21 protein-coding genes are annotated in these 19,795 nt (G+C 60.2%); 7 read left to right on the top strand and 14 right to left on the bottom strand.

Translation table 11 applies throughout. The features are described 5' to 3' along the window. Positions 1-127: 127 nt before the first annotated feature. Genes ACMHYW_RS02050 through ACMHYW_RS02030 form a run of 5 tightly spaced genes read right to left on the bottom strand, consistent with a single transcriptional unit; the run spans position 128 to position 5,573 of the window. On the bottom strand, positions 128-1,195 hold the full coding sequence (locus tag ACMHYW_RS02050; RefSeq protein ID WP_414500676.1) for an ABC transporter substrate-binding protein: 1,068 nt from the start codon (positions 1,193-1,195) through the stop codon (positions 128-130). Positions 1,196-1,250: 55 nt separating this feature from the next. Next, positions 1,251-2,084: an ABC transporter permease gene (locus ACMHYW_RS02045; RefSeq protein ID WP_414500675.1), complete on the bottom strand. Its 834-nt coding sequence runs from the start codon at positions 2,082-2,084 to the stop codon at positions 1,251-1,253. Further along, positions 2,081-3,007 carry an ABC transporter permease gene (locus tag ACMHYW_RS02040; RefSeq protein ID WP_414500674.1) on the bottom strand — a complete coding sequence of 309 codons (927 nt, stop codon included), beginning with the start codon at positions 3,005-3,007 and terminating at the stop codon, positions 2,081-2,083. The genes ACMHYW_RS02045 and ACMHYW_RS02040 overlap by 4 nt, the downstream gene beginning before the upstream one ends. 10 nt (positions 3,008-3,017) lie before the next feature. Beyond that, positions 3,018-4,160, bottom strand: coding sequence for an ABC transporter ATP-binding protein (locus ACMHYW_RS02035; RefSeq protein ID WP_414500673.1), 1,143 nt, complete (start codon positions 4,158-4,160; stop codon positions 3,018-3,020). A gap of 60 nt (positions 4,161-4,220) precedes the next feature. After that, positions 4,221-5,573, bottom strand: a complete 1,353-nt coding sequence (locus ACMHYW_RS02030; protein WP_414500672.1) for an FAD-binding oxidoreductase — start codon at positions 5,571-5,573, stop codon at positions 4,221-4,223. A gap of 373 nt (positions 5,574-5,946) precedes the next feature. Between ACMHYW_RS02030 and ACMHYW_RS02025 the strand changes: the two genes are divergently transcribed. The 3 genes from ACMHYW_RS02025 (at position 5,947) to ACMHYW_RS02015 (ending at position 9,135) form a co-directional block, all read left to right on the top strand. Beyond that, positions 5,947-6,630 (top strand): GntR family transcriptional regulator, encoded by a 684-nt coding sequence (locus ACMHYW_RS02025; RefSeq protein WP_414500671.1) that lies wholly within the window; start codon positions 5,947-5,949, stop codon positions 6,628-6,630. A 192-nt stretch (positions 6,631-6,822) separates the two neighbouring features. Continuing rightward, a complete protein-coding gene (locus tag ACMHYW_RS02020) occupies positions 6,823-7,620 on the top strand; it encodes a gamma-glutamyl-gamma-aminobutyrate hydrolase family protein (protein ID WP_414500670.1) in 798 nt (265 codons plus the stop codon). Positions 7,621-7,665: 45 nt separating this feature from the next. Further along, the gene (locus ACMHYW_RS02015; protein WP_414500669.1) at positions 7,666-9,135 is read left to right on the top strand and encodes an NAD-dependent succinate-semialdehyde dehydrogenase; all 1,470 of its coding nucleotides are present in this window, start codon (positions 7,666-7,668) and stop codon (positions 9,133-9,135) included. Between the two features lie 251 nt (positions 9,136-9,386). Here the strand turns inward: ACMHYW_RS02015 and pgeF are convergent, their stop codons facing one another. Beyond that, entirely contained in the window at positions 9,387-10,148 is a 762-nt protein-coding gene (gene pgeF / locus ACMHYW_RS02010) for a peptidoglycan editing factor PgeF (protein ID WP_414500668.1), read from the bottom strand. A 432-nt stretch (positions 10,149-10,580) separates the two neighbouring features. Between pgeF and ACMHYW_RS02005 the strand changes: the two genes are divergently transcribed. Further along, positions 10,581-11,990 carry an MFS transporter gene (locus ACMHYW_RS02005; protein ID WP_414500667.1) on the top strand — a complete coding sequence of 470 codons (1,410 nt, stop codon included), beginning with the start codon at positions 10,581-10,583 and terminating at the stop codon, positions 11,988-11,990. Between the two features lie 88 nt (positions 11,991-12,078). On the opposite strand, the gene ACMHYW_RS02000 is transcribed toward ACMHYW_RS02005, so the two are convergent. The 5 genes from ACMHYW_RS02000 to rluD all read right to left on the bottom strand — a co-directional run bounded on the left by ACMHYW_RS02000 (position 12,079) and on the right by rluD (position 16,262). Beyond that, positions 12,079-12,390: a hypothetical protein gene (locus tag ACMHYW_RS02000; protein WP_414500666.1), complete on the bottom strand. Its 312-nt coding sequence runs from the start codon at positions 12,388-12,390 to the stop codon at positions 12,079-12,081. 197 nt (positions 12,391-12,587) lie between these two features. Beyond that, positions 12,588-13,865: a beta-ketoacyl-ACP synthase II gene (gene fabF, locus ACMHYW_RS01995; RefSeq protein WP_414500665.1), complete on the bottom strand. Its 1,278-nt coding sequence runs from the start codon at positions 13,863-13,865 to the stop codon at positions 12,588-12,590. Then, a complete protein-coding gene (locus ACMHYW_RS01990) occupies positions 13,862-14,374 on the bottom strand; it encodes a winged helix-turn-helix transcriptional regulator (RefSeq protein ID WP_414500664.1) in 513 nt (170 codons plus the stop codon). The genes fabF and ACMHYW_RS01990 overlap by 4 nt, the downstream gene beginning before the upstream one ends. Before the next feature lie 225 nt (positions 14,375-14,599). Beyond that, positions 14,600-15,184: an ATP-dependent Clp protease proteolytic subunit gene (locus ACMHYW_RS01985; protein ID WP_414500663.1), complete on the bottom strand. Its 585-nt coding sequence runs from the start codon at positions 15,182-15,184 to the stop codon at positions 14,600-14,602. Positions 15,185-15,305: 121 nt separating this feature from the next. Continuing rightward, complete coding sequence (gene rluD, locus ACMHYW_RS01980; protein WP_414500662.1) at positions 15,306-16,262, bottom strand: 23S rRNA pseudouridine(1911/1915/1917) synthase RluD; 957 nt, start codon at positions 16,260-16,262, stop codon at positions 15,306-15,308. Between the two features lie 286 nt (positions 16,263-16,548). On the opposite strand from rluD, the gene ACMHYW_RS01975 reads away from it, so the two are divergent. From ACMHYW_RS01975 to ACMHYW_RS01965, 3 genes are all read left to right on the top strand, one after another. After that, complete coding sequence (locus tag ACMHYW_RS01975; RefSeq protein ID WP_414500661.1) at positions 16,549-17,352, top strand: outer membrane protein assembly factor BamD; 804 nt, start codon at positions 16,549-16,551, stop codon at positions 17,350-17,352. A 78-nt stretch (positions 17,353-17,430) separates the two neighbouring features. Beyond that, complete coding sequence (locus ACMHYW_RS01970) at positions 17,431-17,688, top strand: hypothetical protein (protein WP_414500660.1); 258 nt, start codon at positions 17,431-17,433, stop codon at positions 17,686-17,688. Positions 17,689-17,787: 99 nt separating this feature from the next. Further along, a complete protein-coding gene (locus ACMHYW_RS01965; protein ID WP_414500659.1) occupies positions 17,788-18,309 on the top strand; it encodes a GspH/FimT family pseudopilin in 522 nt (173 codons plus the stop codon). Here ACMHYW_RS01965 and ACMHYW_RS01960 read toward each other — a convergent pair. The 3 genes from ACMHYW_RS01960 to ACMHYW_RS01950 are packed head-to-tail and all read right to left on the bottom strand — an operon-like array spanning position 18,270 to position 19,779. Next, complete coding sequence (locus ACMHYW_RS01960; protein WP_414500658.1) at positions 18,270-18,773, bottom strand: hypothetical protein; 504 nt, start codon at positions 18,771-18,773, stop codon at positions 18,270-18,272. The genes ACMHYW_RS01965 and ACMHYW_RS01960 overlap by 40 nt on opposite strands. Then, positions 18,770-19,393, bottom strand: coding sequence for a hypothetical protein (locus tag ACMHYW_RS01955; protein WP_414500657.1), 624 nt, complete (start codon positions 19,391-19,393; stop codon positions 18,770-18,772). The genes ACMHYW_RS01960 and ACMHYW_RS01955 overlap by 4 nt, the downstream gene beginning before the upstream one ends. After that, positions 19,390-19,779, bottom strand: a complete 390-nt coding sequence (locus ACMHYW_RS01950) for a hypothetical protein (RefSeq protein ID WP_414500656.1) — start codon at positions 19,777-19,779, stop codon at positions 19,390-19,392. The genes ACMHYW_RS01955 and ACMHYW_RS01950 overlap by 4 nt, the downstream gene beginning before the upstream one ends. Positions 19,780-19,795: the final 16 nt, after the last annotated feature.

The following is a 19,795-nucleotide window of genomic DNA, read 5'->3' as shown; positions in this document are numbered from 1 at the left end:
ACTCGTTATCAGCGTGCCACCGGACAGCGTCTTTGCCATCCGCGGTGCACATACCATTGTCGACCGCCAAGACCTCAGGTCGATGAAAGACCGTCCTTTCAGGGCCAGCCCCACGCTGGCCCGTCGCTCAGCGCGAGCGCACTTCATTCCATATCTCCTGAAACACCGTCAGCTGCTCGCCCTGCTGCACGGGCAGCAGTTCCAGACGCTTCATCTCATCGTCGGTAGGCAGTGAAGGCGATTCACGCAGTGCGGGGTCGAGCAGCGGCATAGCCGCCTGGTTCGGTGAGGAATACCACGTCCAGTTGGCCAGACGAGCACCGTTCTCGGCCTCCAGCATGAAGTCGATGAATTTGTGGGCCAGTGCGGGATGCGGGGCGTGAGCGGGAATCATCATGCTGTCGACCCACATTTCGCTGCCCTCTTTGGGAATGACATAGCGCAGATACTTGAAGCTCTCCGGATCGGACTGCTTGGCATTGAGGAAATCGCCGTTGTAGCTGATAGCGACTTTATCCACCCCTCTTGCCAGCATAGGCAATACCGACGTGCCATCGACGAAGCCGGTAAAATTGGCGCGCTTCTTGGTCTGTAGCAGCAGCTTGCCCGCTTCGGCCCAAGCCTCGGGCGTGTTGCAACCGCTGCCGTGGTGCTGCCAGGCACACGCCGCAGCGATCATGACACTGCCATCGTTCTGCAGCGCAAACGGCTGGCGCGGGTTCTGCTGAGGATCGAACAGCAGCGACCAACTGTCGGGGGCCTGCGGGAAATCGCGGATGTCGTACACCAACCCCGTCGTGCCCCACAGGTACGGCACGCTATAGCGCAGTTCAGGGTCGTAGGCGGGATGAGTGAACGATGGGTTGAGGTTGTTCAGATGGGGCAGCTTTGTCCTGTCGATAGGCTGAACTAGCCCACCGCTGATCAGACGCGGAATGTAGTAATTGGACGGTACGACAAGGTCGAACTGGCTGTCGCCACCCGACTGTAGGCGCGCATATAGCTCGCCCAAGCTGCCGTAGTACGACTGCACCACATCGACATCGTAGCGCTGCTCAAACGCCGTGATGAGCGCCGGATCCATGTACTCGGTCCAGTTGAAGAGATAAAGCGTTTCACGTGCCTGCGCCAGCATCGCGGTCGAACACAGTACCGCGGTGGCGATCACGCCTCGGGCCATACGGTTAAGCTTCATGGTGATTCTCCGCTCTTTGACTAGAAATGCACCTTCGATATTCGACAGAACACGCTTATGGGGTGGCCTTGACCAGCGGGCGCTCGGCCTGCCGACGCTGCACTCGAAGAGTGACGACCATGCTGCCCAGCGCCGCCAGCAGCCCCCCGCCGATCATCAGCGCCCCAATCGCATTAATTTCGGGCGATACCCCACGCCGTATGGCGCCCCAGATATAGATCGGCAACGTCACGCTTTCGGGGCCAGAAGTGAAGAAGCTGATGACGAAATCATCAAAGGACAGCGTGAAAGCAAGGAAGAACCCGGTCACCAGCGACGGTTTCAGTGACGGTAAGATGAACAGCTGCATGCGCTTCCACGGACTGGCGTACAGGTCCTTGGCGGCATCGAACAGCGTCGGGTCTAGCCCCACGAAGCGCGAATAGATCAGTAACGCTACGAACGGAATCTGAAAGGTGACGTGCGCCAGCAGCATCGTTGTCAGCCCCGGGGCAAGCAGACCCGTCCAGCTGTTCAGACGAACGAAGAACGACATGTCAGCGATCCCGAACACCACGTCGGGCATTACGATGGGCAGGTAGATCAGTGCAATCAGCCAGCCCACCCGTTTGCCCCGGTGGCGATAAAGCCCATAGCCCAGCAGCGTGCCCAGCACGAGGGCCAGACAGGACGACCCCACCGCAAGCACCATTGAGTTACGCAGCGCCGTGATGATCTGCTCGTTACCCAACAGCTGCCGATACCAGCGCAGCGAGAAACCGGCAAAGTGCGTGGCACTGTTGATACTGTTGAAGGAAAAGATCACCACGATGATCAGCGGCAGATAGAAAAACACCATGGCGGCCCACCAGCACGAGGCCAGCCAGGGATGAAATGACCTGCGTTTCATATCACCACCTCCTCACCGCCACCGAACCGACGCCCCAGACGGCGCAGGAAGATAATGCCCAGCAGCGTGGCCAGCAGCATCAGCAAGGCACCCGCGGCACCCAGCGGCCAGTTGGCCCCTTCTGCGAACTGCGTGGCGACCAAGTTGCCGATCATCATCGCGCGGCCGCCACCCAGCAGTTCTGGCACAACGTACATGCCAAAGGCAGGGATCATCACCAGCACCAGCCCTGCCATTAGCCCGGGCAGCGTCTGTGGGAAGATGGCCGTTCGAAATGCCGTGAGTGGCGTGGCATACAGATCGCGCGCCGCCTCGACCAGCCCGTAATCCATCTTTTCGAACGCGTTGTAGAGCGGCAGCACCATGAAGGGCAGAAAGTTGTAGACCAGTCCCAGCATCACCGCGAACGATGAGGGATAGAGGCCCAGCTCGGGCGTCGTGAATCCCAGCGCACTGGCAACGTTTGCCAGTGGCGTCCCTGGTGCCAGTAGGTTCATCCACCCGAATGCACGCACGACCTGATTGATCCACGAAGGCATCACGACCGCGAGAATCATCAGCGCACGCACCGACGGGCGACAGACCGCGATATAGGCCGCGATCGGATAGGCCACCAGCGCGGTGATGCCGCTGGACAGCAGCGTGTACCAGACCGAACACCACAGTGTTTGCAGGTTGCCAGGACTCCAACCAAGGTAGCCGTAACCGGAAAGCTGACCGAAGGCATGCGTCGAGAGCGGCAGGCTGGGCTGACCGTATGAATCGTTAGTCATGAACGCCATGCCGACCAGATAGAGGCTGGGCAGCACCAGAAATACGCCGATCCACAGTGCCGACGGCAGCGTAGTCCACAACAGGTGGCCTACATCGCTCGTCGTGCCCGGAGCGGGGCCTTTGTAGGGTTTGGGAAGTGTCTGAGCCATGGCCGCCTCCTTAGTCGCCGATCATCACGATGTCTTCGGGGTATATCTCGACCTGAACACGATCCCCCACCTTGAAAAGCCGCTCGCCGCAGTTGGCACTGTCGACGACCAAATCGCACTGCTGGCAGCGCACGCGGTATTCCACCGAAGCGCCGCGATAGAAGCGCTCTTCGACGCTCCCCTCAAGACGATTCAGCGCCAGCGATGGGTCAATGCCAGGGCTATCGGGAGCGCTCAGCGCGATGACCTCCGGCCGGATAAGCGCAAAGGCCTGCCGAGCGTCGCCAGCCGATGACGCGTTGAACTGCAGCGTTCCCAGCGCGGTCTGCAGCGTGCTGCCATCACACCGTTCGACGGGAAACAGATTGTCGTGCCCGATGAAGCGCGCCACGAAGCGGTTCACCGGATACTCGTAGATTTCCGCAGGCGTACCAACCTGCTGGATCTTGCCACCGTTGAGCAGCGCGATACGGTCGGACATCACCATCGCTTCGGCCTGATCGTGGGTCACAAATACGAACGTCATGCCTAGCGTCTGCTGCAACCGCTTCAGTTCAACCTGAAGATCGGTACGCAGCCCCGCATCCAACGCCGAAAGTGGTTCGTCCAGCAGCAGCACGTCCGGCTCGTTGATCAAGGCCCGTGCCAACGCAATGCGCTGACGTTGGCCGCCGGACAGCTGATGAATGCGGCGTTCCAGCAAGGCATCAAGCTGCATCCGATGTGCGATATCTTCCACGCGGCGTTTCTGCTCGGCCTTGCCGACCCCGCGTACGCGTAGCCCGAAGGCGATGTTGTCGCGCACAGTCAAGTGCGGGAACAGCGCATACGACTGGAACACGGTGTTAACGCTGCGCTTGTGCGGTGGTGTCTGGGTCACATCGCGACCACCGATCACCACAACGCCCTGATCGGCCTCTTCCAGTCCGGCCAGAATTCGCAGCAGGGTGGTCTTCCCGCACCCCGAAGGGCCCAGCAGGGTAAAGAACTCACCGGCATGGATATCCAGATCAACGCCGTCCAGTGCGATGGCATCCGCATTGAAATAGCGCGACAAACCACGCAGTGAAATCGATGATGCCTCGCGAACCGCTTTGGCGCTGGTCTTCTCACCGCTCACCGAAGACACAGAGGGAGATGCTGTCGTTGTCATGCGACCACTCCTATGAAAAAGACGGGCGTCTACTGATAGACGCCAACAGAGAAATTGACGTCACAGCTTGTCTTTCAGGCGATAGAACAGCGAGGCCATCGCCACCATCGGATCGTTGAACTGACGCGCCATGGGAATACGCCGTGGTGCGAACTGGGAGAACAGATCGAAGCGCTCGGCCTGTCCCCCAATCGTCTCGGCCAGCAGCTGACCCGCCAGCCCGGCCAGCGCCATTCCATGCCCCGAATAACCCTGCGCGAACAGCATGTTCTTACCGTGCAGCCCAAAATGCGGGGTCTGATCGGCCGTTACGCCGACAAGCCCGTTCCAGTAGTAATCGAGCGGCACCTCGGCCAGCGTCGGAAACAGCCAACCGATACGACGCTGTGCTTCAGCCACGCTCTGCCGCCCCCCTAGCAGCAGCCGGTTGTCGTGAGAAATGCGGTAATAGTCGAGCATGTACATCGCATCGCAGACTGCGATACGCGTCGGCAGCGACCCCGCCAGCTGTTCCTCGGTCAGTGGTGCGGTAGCCACGATATGACTGGGGACTCTCACCATGCGCGAGGCCAGCTCGGGCAACAGATCGGTCGAGTAGGCATCTACCGCATAGACAAAGAAGTCGGCCGTCACCCGACCGTTCGCCGTGCAGGCAGCCACTGTTTCACCCGCTGTCGATTCGTCCAGCTGAAGCACTCGACTGTCGCTGTAGAGACGTGCCCCGGCGTGCTGAGCGGCAGCGGCAATGCCAAGCGTGTAGTTGAGCGGATGAAGATGACCAGAATCGGCATCCCAAGTGCCGCCGATATAGCGTTGGGTCACGACCTGCCGATGCATTTCGTCGGCCTCCATCCAACGCAGACCGTGGTAGTCATAGCGCGTAGCCATATGCTCGATCAGCGCTAGCTGCTCTTTCTTGTGGCGAGGTTTGTTCGCCGCATGCAGATATCCCTTGCGGAAATCGCAATCAATGCCGTGTTGCTCGATCAGCTGCTCCGTCAGTGCCACGGCTTCGCAGGTCATCTCCCACACGTGTGCGGCATCTTCGCGCCCCAGCACCTTTTCAATGTGCTCGATCCCCGCACTCAGCCCGGTAATGACCTGCCCCCCACTGCGACCAGAGGCACCATGCCCGAACGTTTCGGCTTCAAGCACGGCCACATCGTAGCCACGTTGGGCCAGGTGCAGGGCCGTCGAGCAACCGGTCAGTCCGCCACCGATGATGCAGACATCGGCATGCGTATCACCCTGCAAGGCAAAGGTCGGAGCCAAGCTCGACTGACTGGTCGCTTCGTAATAGCTTTCATGGGCGATCTGCCGCCCCGTGTCGGCACGCAGCGGCACGGCCTTTTCGGCTCCGCGAGAAGGCTGCTGGGTGGAAAGTGAACGTTCTGCCGGGCGCATCGTTCTCATTGCGGTTATCTCCCGCCCGAAGCCGTGTTCGAGCATCAACGATAGTGAAAGGGGGCAGCACTGATTTCTTCTGATACCGACCTGCCATTCTGATACTTAGGTCGGCTGTGCTTGTGATTCGTCACGATTCATTGTGTGATCACACATGAGATGACATTCAATGCCCTGTGGATGCATTGCAACTCGTGCGCCAACTTTGGCGACAGGCACACGATCGCTTTATGAAAGACCTCTACGGACAAGCCGCGCTAAACGCCAGCAGGCCTGTTGCGCTCTGGGTCGGTGGCGAAAAGTGCCCCCTGTGTAAAAAGGCGTTTTCAATAACGATAAAGGTAGGCGCCGGAAAGCGGCGAGACAGGATAAAGAGACGAACATGAACAATACGCACCAGAACCGTGATACCCCTGATGACGCATTTGCGCCGAAGACGCGCTCTGCGACAGTGCACGATCGGCTGTGTGCCCAGCTGTGCGCGGGCGAGCTTGCGCCGGGAGAAACGATCTCGATCCGAGGCATCGCTCAGCAGCACGGCTGCAGCGCCATGCCCGCCCGTGAAGCGCTGCGCTGGCTGGTGGCCGAAGGCGCGCTGGAGTTCATCGACAGTCGGCGCATCATCGTGCCCAACGTCAGCCGCCAGCGCTTTGAAGAGCTGCTGTTCGCTCGTCGCCAGCTGGAAACGGAGCTGAGCCGTCAGGCCTTCCCGCATCTCGGTGACGACGATATAGAGGCGCTGAACCGCATCGACGATGCCATCGGCACCGCCATTGCCGACGGCGACATGACCGGTTACATGCGCGGTAACCATGCCTTTCACTTCCATATCTACGAGCGCAGTGGATCACGCGTATTGCTGCCGCTCGTGAAGGTACTGTGGATGCAGTACGGCCCCAGCATGCGTTATATCGCGTCACTGTGGAAAAACAGCACGCTGGCCGACGACTTTCACGTGCAGATCATTGATGCCCTCCGCCAGCGCGACAGTGAGCGTTTCTGCGCGGCCATCGCCGCCGACATTGAACAGGGTATGGGGCTGCTGACGATGCAGGTCACACGTTAATGACAGGTGTGATCACAGTAGGCATGCATTCTGCATCCCTTCATCCAGCGAGTGCCTAATATCAAGACACCGTCTTCATAGAACCGCCTGCGATACCGCCCCACACTCGATCGGCACGCGTAGCGGCTCACAGAACGTCGTTCCTTCGGCCCATTCGTGCGTGGTCACCCCACGCCCATAGAGGATTCAGGCATGTCGATTTCGTCTTCTCCTGCCGTCCCGTCTCACGATGCGCTTCGGTGCGTTCCCCGCATTGGCGTAATCGCCGATCAGGGTGAACACAGCGGCGTGGCCGCTCAGGCTGTGATGCAGAAATACCTTGATGCCATCGTACTGGCGGGGGGTATTCCCTTCATCCTGCCTCACGCCTTGGCCAATCACTCCACGCTGTTTGCAGCCGCAATGCGCACGCTGGACGGACTGTTTCTGACCGGCAGTCACAGCAACGTCGAACCCGTTCACTACCCCACCGACGACCAGCGCCCTGAAACATGCCTCGATCAGGGCCGCGACGCGCTGGCCTTCCAGCTGATCGACCATGCGCTGCGCACTGACATGCCGCTACTGGGCATCTGCCGTGGCTTTCAGGAACTGGTGGTGCGCACCGGCGGCAGCCTTTACCGCCACGTGCACGAACTCGACGCTTTTCACGACCACCGCGAGGATGAACGCTTGCCGCTAGAGGGCCAGTACGCACCGGTTCACGACGTCGAACTGACATCGCAGGGGCTGCTGGCACAGCTGTTGCCGGACACGCCAGTGATTCACGTCAACTCCCTGCATGGACAGGGCGCACGCACCCTAGGGGAAGACGTCACCGTGGAAGCCATCGCGGACGATGGACTGGTGGAAGCGATCTCGGTACCCGGACACCGCTTCATTTTGGGAGTGCAGTGGCATCCCGAATGGCAGAGCCGCGCCATTCCGGCATCGCGCCTGCTGTTTGATGCGTTCCTGCATCACGCTTGCGACTACAACGCTGAGCGCTAACCGCGACCCACAACGATTCCGTATCTCCCACATAAGGAGCTTCCCGTGACCCAGCCCTCTTCTGCCGATGTAAACGCATCGCTCGACGCCGATGTGCTGTTGCTGATCGACGGGCAGTGGCAACCCGGCAGCGCCCAGCGCTGGCAGCCCATCGAAGACCCCGCCCGCCAGACCGTCATCGGCCGCATGGCCTGTGCGGAGGACACCGATATCGAACGCGCGCTCAGCGCCGCCAACCGAAGCTTTGCCACATGGCGGCACACCTCCGCACGCGAACGGCGCGCCTTACTGCTCAACGCCGCGGCCCTGCTGTCCGAGCGCAGCGAGACCATCGCCCGTCAGCTCACACTCGAGCAGGGTAAGCCGCTACAGCAAGCGCGCAACGAGCTGGCAGCCGCCTGCGAGGTCGTAGAATGGTTTGCGGAAGAAGCGGTGCGCGCTTATGGGCAGGTCATTCCTGCGCGTCAGGCGCAGGTAATGCAGTACACGCTCAAGACGCCCGTGGGCCCTGTTGCCGCCTTCACCCCGTGGAACTTCCCCATCGGTCAGCTGGTACGGAAACTGTGTGCCGCGCTGGCGGCAGGTTGTACGCTGATTGCCAAAGCGGCCGAAGACACGCCCGCCTCACCCGCGGCCCTATTCGGCTGCTTTCACGATGCGGGCTTTCCTGCCGGGGTGATCAACCTGCTCTACGGTGATCCTGAACACATTTCATCGCGCTTGATTACCGATCCGCGTATTCGCAAGATCTCCTTTACCGGCTCGACGGCCGTCGGCAAGCATCTCGCCCAGCAGGCAGGCCGCCATATGAAACGCATCACCATGGAGTTGGGCGGACATGCACCGGCCATCGTGTGCGCTGATGCCGATATCGCCACGGCGGCACGCCAGCTGGCACAGGCGCGTTTCTACAATGCCGGGCAGGTTTGCATCACGCCGACGCGGATACTCGTGCATGCCGATGTCGTGGACACCTTCACGCACCAGTTCGCCGAGGCCGCGCGCACGCTGAAGGCAGGCCATGGACTGGCCCCCGACACCACCCTAGGCCCAATGGCAACCGCACGCGGCGCGGCGCACCTGCGCGCCCTGCGTGATGACGCCCTCGCTCAAGGCGGAAAGGCCGTACTTCTACCCACGGCAGAACAGGAACACGGCCAATTCGTGCTGCCCAGCATCGTGCGGGACGTTCCGCTGACCGCACGCGTGATGAACGAAGAGCCATTCGGGCCCCTGACGCCGATCAATGCGTTCACTTGTCTGGACGACGCCATTGCCGAAGCCAACCGCCTCCCCTACGGACTCGCCGCCTACGGCTACTCACGCGATATCGGCACCCTGCACCGACTGGCCACCGGCATCGAAAGCGGCATGCTGAGCCTCAACCACTGTGACCTCGCCGACCCAGAGCAGCCCTTTGGAGGCCTGAAAGACTCCGGCTATGGCAGCGAAGGTGGCAGTAGCGCCATCCAGTGCTACCTCGACGAACGGTTCATCACCTGCAACGCAGGGTGATCGCCCTCCACCAGCATGAACGGGCCGCTAGGCTGTATACCGCCAAGGCAGCGCGGCCGTTCATCCAAAAAATCGCCGGAAGGTAGACAGATAGCGGTACCGAATGCAGGAATGCAGGAATGCAGGAATGCAGGATGATGACACTCCGTGGGCACGCTGAGCGCAAGCCCGTTACCGAAGAACATATCGCCTTTTCAGTGTGTTGCTACGGCCAGGGCCGCGCTACGCGCATCTACCCTGGCCGTTTTTCATCAGGCTTGATCGAACCAAATCACCGTTGCCATGCGGCCGGTCTTTTCACCGTCACGGCGATAGGAATAGAAGCGGCCGACATCGCAGCAGGTACAGTCGCCACCACCGTGGATATCGCCAACACCGATGGCTTCGAGCCGCTGGCGCGCCAGCAGGTACATATCGGCCATATAGCGTTCGCCAGAACGGTGCGGCGAGGGAATGAACGCCTTGGCCGCCTGCGGCAGTTTTTCCATAAACGCGTCACGAACCTCGGCCCCCACTTCAAAGCAGCACTGACCAATCGCGGGCCCGAACCATGCAATCACTTCCCCCGGAGCGCAGTCCATTTCACGCACGGCGGCTTCGATCACGCCATCCAACAGCCCTTTCCAGCCAGCATGCACGGCACTGATGCAAGTGCCGTCACGATCGCACAGCACAACGGGCAAGCAATCGGCCGTCATGATAGCGCACCCTTCGCCCGCCACACGGCTGATCGACGCATCAGCTTCGACCCCATCATCAAGTTCAGGCCCCACGACGGTCGTGCCGTGCACCTGAGCCAACCAGTGAAAACGCGTATCGCCTGCGTGCGCGGCCAGCTGACGACGACATTCAGCCACGTCGGCCAAGTTGTCCCCGACATAGTCTCCCACGTTAAAGGCATCGTAAGGCGCCTTGCACGGCCCCCCGGCACGCGTGGTGACCAGCGCCCGGACATTGGCCGGCGCAGGCCAGTCAGGCGTGATGAACTCGCAGGACAGCGGTGACTGAGACATAGCGGATCTCCAGCAGAGTGTTAGCGGATATACGTCTACGTTAGCAGGTTGTGTGCCATCTGGAACAGTCGCGACCAATGGGAACATGTACAACACTGGCACTATCAGCGCGCCCATATATCAGACTATATTTAAAGGTTATTACCTAACACACTTTGGTATGTGCTCGCCGCAGCATAATCAATAATGCTTTTATCGTATCGTTATTACCTTTCAGTAAGAACAGAGAAATAATAACCCTCGTCGCTCACGCGCGACTTTATCAAGAGAGAGCCGTTCCAAGTATTATACGAAGAAAACCTACTAACCTATTGATTTCAAATTCTCGACTCTCCTATTGAACAATACTGGTTATTATTCATTCTATATGTCCCTCATATCTCGATAGGCCGTGATAGCATGATCATCGTTGCGCTTTTCCGAGGAAAAAACATGTCGCATCCCCCTCCATCCACCACCCTCTCCAACCCTTGGTGGGCCTTAGTCGTGCTGTTGGCTGGCACTCTGCTTCCGCCTTTGGATTTCTTCGTCGTCAATACGGCCTTGCCTTTCATCCAACAGGATCTGCATGCCAGTGATACGGCAACGCAGCTGGTCGTATCGGCCTATGCGGCCACCTATGCCGTCTTTTTAATCACAGGTGGGCGTCTGGGCGATCTATATGGCCGTCGCCGTGTCTTTCTTGCCGCCATGGCGGGCTTCTCGCTGTCATCGCTGATCTGTGGGCTGGCGTCTTCCGCCGCGATGCTGGTATTCGGTCGCATCCTGCAGGGAGCCGCCGCTGCCGTCATGGCCCCGCAGGCGTTGGCCTCCATCCACGCCCTGTTTCCCGATACCCATAAGCAGCGGGCACTGGGGCTATACGGCGTAACCTTTGGAATGGCCGCGGTGGTGGGTCAGGTCATGGGAGGCTGGCTGATCGACATTGATCTGTTCGGTCTTGGCTGGCGCAATCTGTTTCTGGTGAATATTCCTGTACTACTGGTGGCCATACCCGCAGCGCTTATGCTGGTGCCGGAAAACCGCGCCGAACACCCGCAGCGTCTTGACCCTATAGGCATTCTGCTGCTGGCGGCGGCGCTGATCTGTCTGATCGTTCCACTGGTAGAAGGCCGCCACCTTGACTGGCCGTTGTGGAGCCTCGTCATGCTACTGGCCTCTCTGCCCCTGTTCCTGCTGTTCTGGCATCACGAACACCGTCTGTTCGCCCAAGGGCGGGATCCGCTGGTCATTCCTGCCGTCTTTGATGCACCGGGGATGGTCCGAGGCCTGCTGGCAACGGTGTTCTTCTACGCCATCGCGCCGTTCTTCCTGCTGTTCGCGATTCATCAGCATGCCTATGCTCAGCTACCGCCCCTGCAGGCGGGGCTAAGCGTGCTGCCACTCGGCGTTGGCTTCCTGATCGGCCCGCTGTTCAGTGGTTGGTGCATCAGCGCGACCTACCAACGCTACGTCGCCCCGGTCGCCATTGTGATTGAGGCGCTAGGCGTATGGGGCACAGGTCTGGTGGCGGCCAGCGACCATGCCTTCTGGCTTTCTATAACGCTGTTTCTGATCGGCGCAGGAGAAGGCATGGCGCTTCCCCCTCTTGTCCGCCATGTCGTGCAGCGCGTCGATCGACGCTGGGCGGGGCTGGCGGCGGGGCTGGTCAACTCGGTACTGCAATGCAGCTCTGCACTGTTCGTGGCCATTGAGGGAGGTCTGTTTTTTCCCCTTGTCGGGCACGCGTTCTGCCCTGCACGCGTGGCGCAAGCCTTCACCATCACCTGTATCGTCATAGGTGCACTGCTGCTATCAGCGCTGCTGGCCTACCCACGGCGAGCGGACACTCTTACCGAATAGCCACGTTATGGCGATGCCCAGCAATAACAAAAGGCCGCTTGATCCGGTGTGAATCAAGCGGCCTTTTTATTGCCTCATTGAACGGGCTCTATTGAACATACAGCTCTCCTACGCAGCGCCCACCCTCATAGATGGTCATGAAGTGGCCCGATGTCAGCAGAAATGGAGGGGCCTCGCTCACCAGACAGCGCGCAAAGCCACGGCCGATGCGACAGTCTCCCTCACCAGCGTTATTTTCAATGTAGAGCACAAGGCTCCACGAGGAGCCTTGGTAGTGCCCTCTCGCGATCACTGCCGTATTGACGTAGTAGTCGCACCGGCAAGGCAGCATGGCCTTGCCGCCATTCTCAACGCTATTCCAGACAATGACGACCGGTACGCCACGTTCATTCATCGTCATCTCATGTCCCTTGCCGTTCGGTGGCACAAAAAGCGAAGCGAGATCTTGAGCGGCCGCCGCCATGTCCAGCACTCAGGCTCGACATGGCGGCTCACATTTAACAACACGGGTGGTACTCGCTCGCGACATCCGTATGTGATGCTGTTACGCCCTAAGACATCTTTGAGCCTTTTGGCGCGGCATTCAGAGCCGTGCGATCACTTCCCATCCCAGCGTTTGAAGATGACGCTCGCATTAACCCCACCGAACCCGAAACCGTTGGAAATAGCGTATTCGCACTCCAGCGCACGAGGCTCACCGCACACGATGTCAATGCCCGCCGCCTGCTCATCGGGATGCTCAAGATTAAGCGTGGCCGGGGCAGTCTGATGACGCAGTGCCTGTACGGTGAACACTGCCTCAAGCCCTCCGGCAGCCCCCAGCAAGTGCCCCGTCGAGGATTTGGTCGAGCTGACGACCACATGGCTGTCCGCGCCGAAAACGTGATGGATCGCGGCCAACTCTCCTGCATCCCCCACCTGAGTGGAGGTGGCATGTGCGTTCAGGTGACCAATTTGATCCGGCCGGATGCCTGCCTGACGAATGGCACGCTGCATAGCGTTGATAGCCCCCGAACCGTCTGGGGCTCCCGCCGTCAGGTGATAGGCATCAGCACTGGTGCCATAACCCACCAACTCGGCAAGCGGCGTCGCACCGCGTTCAAGGGCATGCTCCAGCGTTTCGATGACCAGCACGCCCGCACCTTCCCCCATCACGAAGCCATCGCGATCACGATCAAACGGGCGCGAGGCCTTTTCGGGCGCATCAGGGAAGGCCGTTGACAGGGCACGTGCGGCCGCAAAGCCTCCTAGGCTCACGGTGTCGATACAGGCTTCGGCACCACCACAGACCGCGATGTCCGCTTCACCACAATGAATCATACGGGCCGCATCGCCGATAGCCTGTACACCTGCCGCACAGGCAGTGACGGGCGCACCGATCGGCCCCTTAAACTGGTGACGAATGGAAACGTGTCCCGCCGCCAGATTGACGAGGAAGCCCGGCACGGTGAACGGCGACAGACGGCGGGTGCCGCGCTCATCAACAGTGCGCACACTGTCCACGATGAAAGGGAACCCACCAATGCCCGAGGCAATAATCGTCGCCGAGCGCTGCTGCTCTTCATCCGTGCGAGGAGCCCAGTTGGCCTGCGCCAGCGCTTCATCCGCTGCCATCAGCGCGTACTGGATGAACATGTCCATCTTGCGCAGTTCCTTGGGCACTGCCACACGTGCAGGATCGAATCCGCCTTCGGCATCGTCCTCAATGCTCGGCACCTGTCCGGCTGCGTGTACCTGTAAATCCGCGCGCATCGCATCCGGCAGTGCGCGTACGCCGGAGCGTCCCGCCAGCAGACGCTCCCAGGCACATGCCGTGCTACAGCCCAACGGAGATACCACTCCCATTCCGGTAACGACGATGCGACGCATATTCATTCCTCTTCAACAGATTCATCAGGTACGGGATAGCAAGCCTGCCAATAGGCCTGGATGCGCTTGATGCGCGAAATCATCGGCGGCTGCGCATCCGGTCCCGGCACTAAGAATGTAGTCTCGAACGTCAAGGGTGTCAGAGTTCGACGATCCACGACTATTGGCTCAATTGGTCGATGGTCCGCGCGATTGACCATGGCAATCTCATGCGAGCCTTCTGGAGAGGCGTAACGCTCGCCCCAGTCGAACAGCATCAGAATGACAGGGTGCAGCGCACGCCCTTTTTCCGTCAGCCGGTACTCATAGCGCACGGGTCGCTGCTGATAAGGATGCTTTTCGAGCAATCCCTGATCAACCAACTGAACGAGCCGCCGCGCCAGCATGCTGCTAGATATCCCGAGACTTTTTTCAAGCTCATCGAAACGCGCGAGGCCTTGGATCGCATCCCGGATGATGAGCAGACTCCACCACTCGCCCACGCAGCCAAGGGCGCGTGCGATGGGGCATGGCATTGTGGACAGATCATTAACTTTCATAATAGAAGTCACTCTACAGGGAAACGCTCGGAAAGGGAAATACCCGATGATGAATCTCCGCCACGGCATGCCGTCTGCCACATCGTCCCTTGAGCCTGAAACGAGCGGAGAAGCGGATAGAACTAGAACGCAAAAAGGCGGAGCCACGCTGGTGGCCCCGCCTTTCCTGACATTCACGAATGAACGATGAGTAATCCGGACTTAGAGGCCCAGTTCATCTTCTTTATGAATGACCTTGTGTACCAGACCGTACTCGACGGCTTCGTCGGCACTCAGCCAGAAGTCACGCTCGGTGTCTTTTTCGATGCGTTCCATCGGCTGACCCGTCGCATCAGAGAAGATACGGTTCAGACGCGTGCGCATGATGCCAATTTCACGCGCGTAGATTTCCAGATCGCTGCTCTGACCGCGGAAGCCGCCGGACGGTTGGTGCAGCAGGAAACGCGTGTTCGGCAGGGAATAGCGGTCTTCTTTCTCGGCGGCGGCGTAGATCAGCGCCCCGGCACTGGCCACCCAGCCCGAACCGATGACGATGACGCGCGGTTTGATGAAGCGAATGGCATCAAAGATCATGTCACCGGATTCGACGTGACCGCCCGGCGAGCTGATGAACAGCTTGATCGGCTTGTCGCTCAGGTGCGCCATGACGTGCAGCTGCTGCACGACTTCACGCGCCATCTTGTGCTCGATTTCGCCGGTGATGAAGATCTTGCGCGCTTCCAGTGTGGCTTCCAGCAGCTTCGTGTTGACGATGCTGCCTTCATTGCGTTCCTTGTCGTCGGACATTACACCCCTACTCCTCGGTCAGTCTCTCTGTCGCATGCCCGTATCGCAGGCATGCAATGGGTATCAGCCTATCACACCGCTCCCGCGACGCCATCAGCCGATGACGCCCGAGAAAACGGCATCATTCTTCGCGCAGGCAATCCAGCAGCTGCACCATATCGTCAGGCAACGGCGCGTGGCACATCACTTCCTCTCCCGTTACCGGGTGCTCGAAGCGCAGGCGACGCGCGTGCAGCGCCTGGCGACTGAAATCTTTCAGCGCATCGCGCAACGTCTCGGATGCGCCTTTCGGAAAGCGCAGGCGCCCGCCATAAACGGGATCACCCACCAGCGGCCAGCCTTCATGTGACATGTGTACGCGGATTTGGTGCGTGCGGCCGGTCTCAAGCTGGCAACGGATATGCGTGTGCCCGGCGAAGCGCTCGACCACGCGGAAGTGCGTGACCGCAGGCTTACCATTGCTCACCACCGCCTGCCGCTTGCGATCCTTGGGGTGACGCCCGAGCGGAGCATCGACAGTACCGCCCGCGGTCATGACCCCGACTACGACAGCGTCATACTCACGCGTGACGCTTTTATCCTTGAGCTGATTAATTAGCGAGTGGTGCGCTTCCAGCGTACGCGCCACCACCATCAGGCCCGTCGTATCCTTGTCGAGGCGATGGACGATACCGGCACGCGGTATGTTTTCCTGTGCAGGATAGTGATGCAGCAGCGCATTCAACAGCGTGCCGTCGGGATTGCCAGCAGCCGGATGCACAACCAGCCCAGCGGGCTTGTTGATGACCAGTACGCTGTCATCTTCGTACACCACATCCAACGGGATATCTTGGGCAACCCAATCGCCTTCGGCCTGCAGGGTCGCCTTCAGGCGTAACCACTGGCCGACCAGCACTTTTACCTTAGGCTTGACGGTCTTGCCGTCTAGGGTCAGAGCCCCTTCGCCAATCCACTGTTTGAGGCGCTCACGCGAGAACTCGGAGAACAGCACTGCTGCCGCCTGATCCATGCGCATGCCATGTTCTTCGCGCGTCAGCTGCGCCTCGCGTTCGATGATCTCGGCCGTGGGCTCGGTCATGTGCCATATCCTCGGGGCATTATCGTGCAGGACTATACGGTGTCGATGGACAGAACCCCGGGGGACAACGCGGTGTCATAACACCACGGGGTGCTTTATAGTAGATGTATCATCATACGCCATCGGGTGGCATGGACGCCTTCCGACCGGTCGGCATATAAGGCCTCCGGCAGAAACGTACCGAGCGCGATGCTTTCCGCACCCGACCGCATGACACCGTACACATTCAGAGCGGCGATTCTACCAGAAGCGGGAATGCCGCGGCTTGCCTGACAAGAGGAAAATGATGCGTGCCACTTCACTGAGTGCCATTGTCCTGGCCACCGCACTGCTGGCAGGATGCGCCAGCGGCCCTTCCAAGGAAGTCCTTGCTCGGCAGCCAGAGCAACAGCTTTACCAGCAAGCCATTGAGGCGTTGAACAACGGCCGCTACTCCAGCGCGGTGACCCAGCTCGAAACGCTCGACAGCCGTTACCCGTTCGGCCAGCACGCACAGCAGACCCAGCTGGCGCTGATGTACGCCTACTACCAGATCGGTAGCTGGGAACTGGTACGTTCGACGGCAACCCGTTACGTGCGCCTGCACCCGAACGATCCTCAGGTCGACTATGCCTATTATCTGCGTGGCCTGGCCGCGTGGGAAGCAGGCCGTTTCAGCTTGGAAAGCCTTGATCTGATCGATATTTCCAAGCGCGACCTTGGCTCCAGCCGCGATGCCTACGTCGACTTCAGCGAGCTGGCTCGCCGCTTCCCCAGCAGCCCCTATGCCGCGGATGCCCGTCAGCGCATCATCTACCTGCGCAACGTACTGGCCCGCCACGAACTGCAGGCCGCTGACTTCTATCTGCGCCGCAAAGCCTATGTTGCCGCTGTCGAACGCGGTCGCTGGGTAATCGAGCACTACCCGCAGACTTCCGCCAACCCCGATGCGCTGGCCGTGATGGTCGAAGGCTATATGGGGCTAGGTGCCAAGGACCGAGCGCAGGAAACACTGGCCATTCTTGAGCACAACAAACCGGATCACTCGCAGGTGCGTGATGGTATCTTCCATCCACGCTATGTGAAGGGCACGCTGTCGCTCAACGATTGAAGACGGTGAACGGTGCGTGCCCATGAGACTCGGTAACGGTGCCCCTCGGGCACCGTTTTCCCCGTTGGAGCCTTGCTTATGCCTTTTCGCTACGTCCTGATCGCTGGCCTGATCTGTGCGGCCATCATCTTCATCAAGCGTCGTCGCTATCAGATGCGCAACGACCGTGCTGCTGGCACGCGCGCGCCGATCCGCATGGTGCGCTGTGCCTTCTGCGGTGTGCACATTGCTAATCGCGAGGCCGTGCGCCTGCCCGCCAACCCAGATCAAAATCGGTCAGAGCGCTATTACTGCTCGCTCGATCATGCCAAGCAGGATCAACTCCACCGCGACTGAGCTTCCCTTCACGCTTTTGACTCAAGACCTCCGGCCTTATGACGACGACTCTGAGGCAGCCCCGAGGGCTGCACCTCTTTCGTCTCATGGAGCCAAGCGATGCCGTTTCGACCGCTACCGTATGTCTCACCGTGTGCGCCTTGGGCTGATGACCAAGGGTATACGCTGTTGTCCGTTCTGCTCGCCATGGCCCTTATCAGCGCCACGGCCTTTATCGGGGTAACAGCCTATTCCCACCACAGGGAAGCGGCTCAGCTCAACGCTGCCGAGCGTCAGCTGACAACGCTGATGCAGCAAGGCCGAGCACATGCCCGCCTGCGCGGAACACCTCTTGTGCTTTCGGACAGTCAGCAACCTGAAGGCTTCAGCGACTGGCAACAAGGCATCACGCTGCGCACTAGCCCGCGCAGTGCACCGCTGCTTACTCGCTACTGGCCCACCGGCATTGCCGTTACCGGCCCTGCCCACCGACTGTTTTTCATGCCCCGTGCCTTCGATAGTGCGCTGACCGCTACGTTCGTGCTGTGCACTGCGTCCGGCAGGGGGCGTCGCATCGTCTTCAACCGGGTCGGCTCTGCGCGTTATGAAGACGCCAGCGAGCAGGACTGCCAACGTCGCTGACCCCGCCACAGCTTGGCGTCGACCACTCGGTCATGCTCGAACCGTTCGCGCCGAAGCACGAACTGCCGCAGTAGACGGCAGTCATCGGCATGCGCATGACGCAGCGTGATCCACGCTCCCGTACATCGTTCTCCCTCTGCCGCCAGACACGGCGGCGAAGGTTCGACCCACGTTACTGATTCAAGCCCCGCTACCGACAGAGCACTTACCCCGCAGGCAGCCACTGGCTGTGGAAAACTCAACGTGTTTTGCTGCCAGTGCCACCATAGGCACTGCCACTCGTTTTCCAGCGCAACCTGTTCTTGCACGACCCGCTGACGGTCCTGCACCAACCGCAGGCCATCCAAAATATCTTCGCTGGCACACAGCACCATCAGCATCAGCGCCGCCATCAACCCGACCACAGCGAGCAGCACGGAGCCACTTTCACGACGGGCATCACTCAGAGCCACATACCTCGTCATAGCGATGCCTCCCCCAGCCCGTCGGCCAAGGCAGGGCGTGCCACGTAGCGATCAAGTGCATAACAGGCCTGGGCCAGCGCCGCATGGCAGCCCGTACGATAATGATTCTCCAGCCGAAAAGGCTGACTATCGCTTGCAGCCTCGACGTGCAGCCAACCGCCCTGACCGGCAGCATCAGGCTGCCATGCCATCTGCGTAAGCCCATTGGCGAGACGCTCACTGTTGCGCAACCCTGCATGCTGCACGGTAAGGCGACCATCCGCATGCCAACGGTAGTCGTCCGTAGTGCCGGTCACAAAAGACAGGACCACCAAGGCCGACGCCTCATCACTCCCCACCGTCCAGTGCACCGCATCGGGAAGCGCACTGGACGTAGCGAGCGCCTGCGTCAGCTCAGCGGCCACACTCACAGCCCGCTGTTCGGCCTGCTCGACTGCGGCTATCGCTGCCGAGTAGTGCCACAGTATCAGAGTCACCTGCGCAGCGGCCGACAGCAGTATGGCCCCCAATCCCAGTGCCACAAGGGTACGCAGCAGCATTCCCCCCGCCTCGGACTCGCCCTGCGCGACATCCCTTTCAAGATTCACCCAGGGTGAGAAGACCGTCACTGCTCCCTTCATGCGCAGGGCTCCTCATCCAGACACAGTTGCTGCGCAAGTGGCCAGTCCCCATAGCACTCAGGCAGGGGCCGCTGCCGATCGCGCTGCCAGCGAACAGATAACAGCCGCCAAGGAGGATGCTCACTCAAACAGGCCACACCCGACGGCAGCAACGCGTCTCTCAAAGCCACCCGCCCCGCCAACGAAGCGCCTGCCGCCAACTGATCCGCCGTCGACAATGCCCAGCGCTGCGCCGCCTGCTGTTCAAACCGAACGCCCTCCGCTTTGAGTGTTGCCAGCGAAACGCTCATCAATGCCTGCGTCATAGCCGCCAGCACTCCACAGCTGACCAACGCCTCCCATAGCATGAAGCCGCGGTCATTTACGTCATGCGCTAACAAAAGCATATAGTGCTTCCTCCTG

It is taken from the genome of Zymobacter sp. IVIA_12111.31 C1, from assembly GCF_047495495.1.
GTDB lineage: Bacteria > Pseudomonadota > Gammaproteobacteria > Pseudomonadales > Halomonadaceae > Zymobacter.
The sequence above is the reverse complement of the archived record's forward strand: the minus strand, read 5'-3'. Positions and strand labels throughout refer to the sequence as shown.